Here is a 7,352-nt window from a genome sequence, read left to right as displayed (position 1 = left end):
GGCGGCGGTGATCCGGTCGATCGGTGCGTTCTTGAAGTCGACATAATTGCCGGCGGCGTCGATCGAGAAGCGCGAGGTGACGTTGAAGGTCGCGCCAGCGCCATAGTTCCAGCGGTTCGAGTCGGGCACGCGCGCATCGCGCTGGCCGTTCCGGGTCGGGGTGGTGGCATGCTGCACGCCCGCACGCAGCGTCAGCGCCGGCGACACGGCATAGTCGACGCCGCCCGCCAGGCTCCAGCTGTCGCGATAGTTTTGCGGCAACGCCTGGTTGATCGGGGCGCCCAGCCGGATCGCGTCGAACTTGCTCCAGTTATAGCGGACCGCCTGCGCGTTCAGCGTCAGCGCGTTGGTGGCGCGCAGCCGGGCGCCGACGATGGTCTGGGCGGGCGTGTAGAACTCCGCGGTCGCGCCATCGATCGTGCGGTTCTGCGCGGCGAGCGGGCCGACCAGGCCGCTGACCTCCAGATCGCCCTTCAGATTATGCTGGATGCGCGACTTATAGGCGATGCCGACGGTGATGAAGTCGTTGTGCATCTGCACGCCGGCGGTCCAGCCCAGGTCCCAGCCATGGCCTTCCAGCTTCTGCGCACCGTCCGGCAGCGCGGCGGACAGGTTGGGCAGGGCATTGCCCAGGCTGGCGTCGGTATATTCGACGTTCACCGCGCCGCCGACGCGCAGCCAGTCGGTCAACGCGACGCCGATCGAGGGTTGGATGTCGACGGTCAGCAGCTTGGTGCGATCGGCGGAATAGCGCGCCCAGCTATCGGCGTCGTAATCGGTGGTGAAGCTGTAGGGCGAGGTCACCGCCAGGCCGATCGAGATGCGGTCGGTCAACGGATAGGCGATCGCGCCGGACGGCAGCACGCCGTTGTTGATCGGATCCTTGGATACCAACTGGCCACCGATCGCGGCGGCGGGCTGGCCCGGCCGGCGGATCAGCGTGCCATTGTCGACCACCTTGCCCTTGGGCAGGATGGCCGAGGCGGCGATCGCCGCATCGCCCTGGTCCAGCCCGCCGATCGCGGCCGGGTTCCACCACAGCGACTGCGCGCCGGTATCGGCCGCCTCGCCCGAAAAGGCGCGACCGGCGCCGCGTGCCGACTGTTCCTGGAGGTAGAAGGCCTGACCCTGCGCGACGCCGGCGAAGGCGAACAGGGACAGGGCGGCGGAGGTGGCGAGCGACACCTTCAGGCGCAGCGACATGAAGCAGTTCCTTTGGTCAGTTCGGTGATGGAAATCCGCAGTCCGGATCAGCGCACGCGCGTCCAGGTCTGGGTCTTGCAGAGCGGCACGAACACGCAGCCGCGCACCTTCAGCCGGTCGTTGCCGATGGGCGTCAGCTTGGCGTTGTAGGTCTTGCCGTCATCGGCATTGTAGATGGTGCCGCCCGACCAGGCATCGCCATCGCCCTTGAAGCCGCTGAGCAGCATCAGGCCCTTCAACGGACGGTTGCGCAGCGACGCGTCCTTGTTGTTGGCGTCCTTCAGATTGGGCTGGGTGCGCAGCAGTTCGGACGTGACCAGCCGGCCGCAGATCGATGCGCCGCAGCGCTGGATCTCGACCACGCCGCCGCGGGTCTCGGTCTTCCACATGCCGATCGCGGCATTGGGCCCGGCTTGCGCCGACGCCGCCACGGGCGCGAGCGCCACGACCGATGCGATCAGGGTGGCGAACAGGGCAGGTGCCGACATCATCCTCTCCTCTTGGTCCTATCAGGGCCGTTTGGTGGCCGCCGTATATGTACGATCGGCCGATTGCACCAGTGCGCCGGGCTTGACTTAAAGGGGTGTTGCCTGACGCATGGGGAAGCTTCCTGACCCTATGTTTTTCCATTGATCTGTCAAGGTCAGCAGGGCTGTCTTTTGCGGGCGTGCGCGAAGCATCGGGTGGCCGTGCTCCTGCGTTCGCAGGAGCACGAGCATCAGAAGGCGTCGGCGGGCAGCGCCATGGTCGACCGCTTGCCCGACTTGATGACCAGGAAGCCGGTCGTCGCCTGGGGCAGGATGCGGTCGAAGAAGAAGCCGGAGGTGGCCAGCTTGGCGCGGTAGAAGGCCTCGTCCTCCGTTCCCTCGGCCAGCCGGTCCTGCGCGATCCGCTCGGCCTTGAGGAAGCAATAGCCGATGCCCACCAGCCCCAGCATCCGCAGGTAATCGGTCGCCGCCGCGCCGATCTCGTCCGGGTCCTTCAACCCCTTCTGCGCGAGCATGCCCGTCGTCAGCTGCAACGCGCCGAATGCCTGGTGGAGCGCGGTGGCGTGGATCGACAGCACCTTGTCCGTCGTGCCGGTCAGCTCCTCCAGCAGGCCGGAGACGCTGTGGAAGAAGGGGCGGAGCGCGCGGCCCATATTCGCCGGCATCTTGCGGCCGAGCAGGTCGAGCGCCTGGACGCCGTTCGTCCCCTCATAGATCTGGCAGATGCGCGCATCGCGGACGAACTGCTCGACGCCATGCTCGCGGATATAGCCATGGCCGCCATAGGTCTGCACCGCCAGGTTCGCCGCCTCGGAGGCGAGGTCGGTGAACAGCGCCTTCACCACCGGCGTCATCAGCGCGACGAAGTCGGTGGCGCGGGCGCGGCCCTCGGGATCGGTGCCGTGCTTCTCGGCATCCAGCGCCTGCGAGGTCCATTGGCCGAGCGCGCGGCACCCCTCCGCATAGACGCGCATCGTCATCAGCATCCGGCGCACGTCCGGGTGGACGATGATCGGGTCGGCGGGCAGGTCGGGTCGCGCCGGGCCGGTCAGCGCGCGGCCCTGCAACCGGTCGCGCGCATAGGCGACGGCGGACTGATAGGCGATCTCGCCCACGCCCAGCCCCTGCACGCCGACCGAGACGCGCTCGGTGTTCATCATCGTGAACATCGCCGCCAGGCCCCGGTTCGGCTCGCCGACCAGCCAGCCGGTCGCCCCGTCGAAGTTCATCTGGCAGGTCGCCGAGGCCTTGAGGCCCATCTTGTGCTCGATGCCGGCGACCGCGACGCCGTTGCGCGCGCCCGGGCTGCCATCGTCCTTGGGCAGGAACTTCGGCACCAGGAACAGGCTGATCCCCTTCACGCCGGCCGGCGCATCGGGCAGGCGGGCCAGGACCAGATGGACGATATTGTCGGTCAGGTCATGGTCGCCGGACGAGATGAAGATCTTCGATCCGGTCACCGCATAGCTGCCGTCCGCCTGCGGCACCGCGCGGGTGCGGAGCAGGCCGAGGTCGGTGCCGCAATGCGATTCGGTCAGGCACATGGTGCCGGCCCATTCGCCGCTGACCATCTTGGGCAGATAGGCCTGTTTCAGCGCGTCGCTGCCATGGCCCTCGATCGCGGTGGTCGCGCCATGGGTCAGGCCGGGATAGAGGCCGAAGGACAGGTTGGCCGAGCAGGTCATCTCCTCGACCAGCTTGTTCACCGTCTCCGGCAGGCCCTGTCCGCCCCAGCGCGGATCGGACGACAGCGCCGCCCAGCCGCCCTCGCGGAAGCGGGCATAGGCCTCCGGAAAGCCCTTGGGCGTGCGCACCACGCCATTCTCATAAGTGCAGCCTTCCAGGTCGCCGCTGGCGTTGAGCGGCAGCAGCACCTCCTGCGCCATCCGCGCCGCCTCTTCGAGGATCGCGTCGTACAGGTCGGGGGTGAAGTCGTCGGAGAGCGCCAGCGGCCCGAAGGGCTGGTCGGCGAAGAGTTCGTGCAGCACGAAGCGCATGTCGCGCAACGGGGCGGTATAGATTTGCATCGTCCTGATCCTCAGTTGCGCAGCGGCTTGCCGGTCGTCAGCATCTGTTCGACCCGCGCCTGGGTGCGGCTGTCCTTGACGCCCGCCAGGAACGCCTGGCGCTCCAGCTTGAGCAGTTGGTCCTCGGTGACGGTGTCGACCAGATCGGCCTCGCCGCCGGTCAGCACGGTCGCCAGCCGTTCGGCGACCACCACGTCATAATCGGTCGCCACGCCCTTCTTGCGGAAGTCGGCGACGACGCCGGCGATGCCGACCCGGCCGCTCTCGCCCGGCAGGCGGAAGGTCGGCTTCTCCGGCGGGGCATAGCCCTCGACCAGGGCCAGCGCGCGCGCCTTGGCATCGGCCAGCAGCCGGTCGCGGTTCATGGTGATGCCGTCGGAGTGACGCAGGAACATCAGCTCCTTCGCCTCCGCCGCCGACTTGGACACCTTGGCGGTCGAGATCGTCTCGAACGCCTTGGCGACCGCCGGCATTGGCCCCTTGGGCATCATCGGCGCCTTGGCGAAGCGGTCCAGCATCTCGCCATTGCCGCCCCAGCCGGGCAGCAGGCCGACGCCGCATTCGACCAGGCCGATATAGCTTTCGGCATGGGCCTGCACCGCATCCGAGTGGAGCAGCACCTCGCACCCGCCGCCCAGCGCCATGCCGGCGGGGGCCGACACGACCGGGAAGGGGGCGTATTTCAGCGCCTTGAATGCCTGTTGCCCGGCGGCGATCAGCTTGTCGATCTCGCTCCACGCGGCGATGTTCACCGCGAACATCGCCAGGCCCAGATTGGCCCCGGCCGAGAAGTTCGACCCCTCGTTATAGATGACCAGCGCCTTGTACTTCGCCTTCACCAGCGGGATCGCCTGCTGGATCAGCTTGGTCACCTCTTCGTCCAGCGCGTTCATCTTCCCGGTGAATTCCAGCGCCACGACGCCGTCGCCGATATCCCACAGGGCCGCGGAGCCGGTCTTGGCCAGCGGCTGCCCGCGCAGCTTGATATCCTCCAGCAGCAGCACGCCCGCCGGCCGCACCACATCGGCATAGTCGCCGGCCAGCGTCCAATATTGCCGCTTGCCGTCCTCGATCCGGTAGAAGGGGCGGTCGCCCACCGCTGCCAGGATCGCCGGCACCGGCCGACCCTCGGCCTTGAGCCGCGCGGCCAGCTGGCCCGGCCCCATGCGGTCGATCAGCTCGAACGGGCCGAACTTCCAGTTATAGCCAAGCTTCATCGCGTCATCGATCGCGACGATATCGTCGGCCGCCTCGCCGACCAGCATCGCGGCATAGGACAGCACCTTGCCCAGTATCTCCCAGGCATAGGCCCCCGCCTTGCCCGGCGCCGTCACCAGCGCCGCCAGGTCGCGCTCCGCCTGGCCCGGCAGTTTCTCGGGCGTGACCTGCGGGCGATATTCGCCGGTGGCGAGGTCGAGCGCCAGCTTGGTGCGCGTGCCGTCCGCGCCCTTGTCGAGCCGGTAGAAGCCGCCCTTGCCCTTGCGGCCGGTAAATCCCTCGGCGATCATCCGGTCGACCAGCGGCAGCGGCCGCACCGTGTCGAAATAGGGATCGCCCGCCGGCAGGGTCGAGGACAGGCTCTTCGCCAGCAGCGGCATCAGGTCGACGCCGACCAGGTCGATCAGCCCGAAGATGCCGGTCTTGGGCACGCCCATCGGCCGGCCGCCGATCTGGTCGGCCTCCTCGACGGTCAGCCCCTGGTCCATCGCGGCGTTGATCGCAATCGCCAGCCAATAGGTGCCGATGCGATTGGCGATGAAGCCGGGCGTATCCTTGGCGCGGACGATCCGCTTGCCCAGGAACCGGTCGACGAAATCCTCGACCTTGCCGGCCACGGCGGCGTCGCTGTGCCGGCCGCGTACGATCTCGATCAGCCGCATGTAGCGCGGCGGATTGAAGAAATGGGTGATGAGGAAATCGGCCTTGAACTGGTCGGACCGGCCCGCGACCAGCTGTTCCAGCGGAATGGTCGAGGTGTTGGACGACACGGCGGTGCCCGGCCGCTTCACTTGCTCCAGCCGCGCATAGAGCGCCTGCTTGATGTCGAGCCGCTCGACGATCGCCTCGACCACCCAGTCGCATTCGGCGACGCGGTCGAGATGATCCTCGATATTGCCGGTCTCGACCAGCTTCGCCGCGCCCTTGGACATGAAGGGGGCGGGATCGGTCTTGAGCATCTTCGCCACCGCGCCCTTGGCGACCGCGTCGCGGTCGGTCGCATCCTTGGGCACGATGTCGAGCAGCAGCACGGGGATGCCGGCATTGGCGACATGCGCGGCGATGCCGGCGCCCATCACGCCCGCGCCGATCACGCAGACCTTTTTCACAGCCTCGCTCATGTCATGCACGCTCCAGCACGGTGGCGATGCCCTGGCCGCCGCCGATGCACTGGGTGGCGAGCGCATAGCGGCCGCCCTCGCGCGCCAGCAGCGCCGCCGCCTTGCCGACGATGCGCGCGCCGGTCGCGCCCAGCGGATGGCCGATCGCGATCGCGCCGCCGTCCAGGTTGATCGTCTCGTCCTTCAGCCCCAGGTCGCGGATGCAGGCGATCGCCTGCGACGCGAAGGCCTCGTTGATCTCGACCACGTCGAGGTCCGCCACCGAAACGCCTGCGCGCTCCAGCGCCTTTCTGGATGCGCCGATCGGGCCCAGGCCCATCGTCTCCGGCTCGCAGCCCGAAATGCCGACCGACTTGATCCGCGCCAGGATGGTCAGGCCGTGCTGGCGGGCGAAGTCTTCCGAGGTGACCAGCACCGCGCTCGCGCCGTCGGTCAGCGGCGAGGAGGTGCCGGCGGTCACCGAGCCGTCCTGGTGGAAGGCGGGCTTGAGGCCGGCGAGCGCCGCCTCGTCGGTGTCGGGGCGGATCGTGCCGTCCTCGCTCACCGTGCCGGCCTTGGTGACGATCGGCACGATCTCGTCGGCGAGCTTGCCCGCGGCGCGCGCCGCGGCGGCCTTTTTCTGGCTCTTCACCGCGAAGCCATCCTGCTCGGCGCGGGTGATCTGGTATTTCTGCGCGACATTCTCGGCGGTGTCGCCCATGCCCATGTACGCGCCGGGCTTGGCCTTGGCGAGCATCGGATTGGGCAGGGGGTTGTAGCCGCCCATCGGGATGCGGCTCATCGACTCCAGCCCGGCGCAGATGAACGCCTCGCCCGCGCCGATCTGGATCTGGCCGACCGCGATATGGATGGCGCTCATCGACGATCCGCAGAATCGGTTCACCGTCATGCCGCCGACCGACAGCGGCAGGTCGGCGAGCAGGCCGATCATCCGTGCGACGTTCAGCCCCTGCTCGCCTTCCGGAAAGGCGCAGCCCAGCACGATATCCTCGATCAGCGCCGGATCGACGCCGGACCGGTCGATCAACCCCCGGATCGTCTGCGCGGCCAGGTCGTCGGGACGGACCCGCGCCAGCGCGCCCTTGCCGGCGAGGTGGAAGGGCGAACGGGCATAACCGGCGATGACGACGTTGGTCATGAAATCCTCTCTGATGCTCCGGCCGCAGCCGCTTGGGCTTGCGGTATGTCCTATAGGTGCGATAGCTTCCCATTACGTCAAGTGGTGCAGACGGACAATATGTCCGATGCTCGGGATGGAGAGGATGCGAGGATGAACGGAATCGCGACAGGCACGG

The 7,352-nt window shown here is 68.1% G+C and carries 5 protein-coding genes; all 5 read right to left on the bottom strand.

From position 1 onward, the window contains the following. Positions 1–1,203: porin (locus BRX43_RS15450; RefSeq protein WP_125995984.1), on the bottom strand; the 1,203-nt coding region annotated here is incomplete at its 3' end. 47 nt (positions 1,204–1,250) lie between these two features. After that, positions 1,251–1,691 carry a DUF2147 domain-containing protein gene (locus tag BRX43_RS15445; protein WP_125995983.1) on the bottom strand — a complete coding sequence of 147 codons (441 nt, stop codon included), beginning with the start codon at positions 1,689–1,691 and terminating at the stop codon, positions 1,251–1,253. Between the two features lie 230 nt (positions 1,692–1,921). Beyond that, positions 1,922–3,718, bottom strand: a complete 1,797-nt coding sequence (locus BRX43_RS15440) for an acyl-CoA dehydrogenase C-terminal domain-containing protein (protein WP_125995982.1) — start codon at positions 3,716–3,718, stop codon at positions 1,922–1,924. An 11-nt stretch (positions 3,719–3,729) separates the two neighbouring features. Beyond that, positions 3,730–6,057 carry a 3-hydroxyacyl-CoA dehydrogenase/enoyl-CoA hydratase family protein gene (locus tag BRX43_RS15435; protein ID WP_125995981.1) on the bottom strand — a complete coding sequence of 776 codons (2,328 nt, stop codon included), beginning with the start codon at positions 6,055–6,057 and terminating at the stop codon, positions 3,730–3,732. A 1-nt stretch (position 6,058) separates the two neighbouring features. Further along, a complete protein-coding gene (locus BRX43_RS15430; RefSeq protein WP_125995980.1) occupies positions 6,059–7,195 on the bottom strand; it encodes a thiolase family protein in 1,137 nt (378 codons plus the stop codon). Between the last annotated feature and the right edge of the window lie 157 nt (positions 7,196–7,352).

The organism is Sphingomonas sp. S-NIH.Pt15_0812, assembly GCF_003951315.1.
Taxonomy (GTDB): Bacteria; Pseudomonadota; Alphaproteobacteria; order Sphingomonadales; family Sphingomonadaceae; genus Sphingomonas.
This window is presented reverse-complemented; position numbering and strand designations above follow the sequence as displayed.

Excerpts from the sequence above, each read along its gene's own strand:
- BRX43_RS15445 (WP_125995983.1), bottom strand. The coding sequence starts at position 1,691 with ATGTCGGCACCTGCCCTGTTCGCCACCCTGATCGCATCGGTCGTGGCG.
- BRX43_RS15440 (WP_125995982.1), bottom strand. The coding sequence starts at position 3,718 with ATGCAAATCTATACCGCCCCGTTGCGCGACATGCGCTTCGTGCTGCAC.
- BRX43_RS15435 (WP_125995981.1), bottom strand. The coding sequence starts at position 6,057 with ATGAGCGAGGCTGTGAAAAAGGTCTGCGTGATCGGCGCGGGCGTGATG.
- BRX43_RS15430 (WP_125995980.1), bottom strand. The coding sequence starts at position 7,195 with ATGACCAACGTCGTCATCGCCGGTTATGCCCGTTCGCCCTTCCACCTC.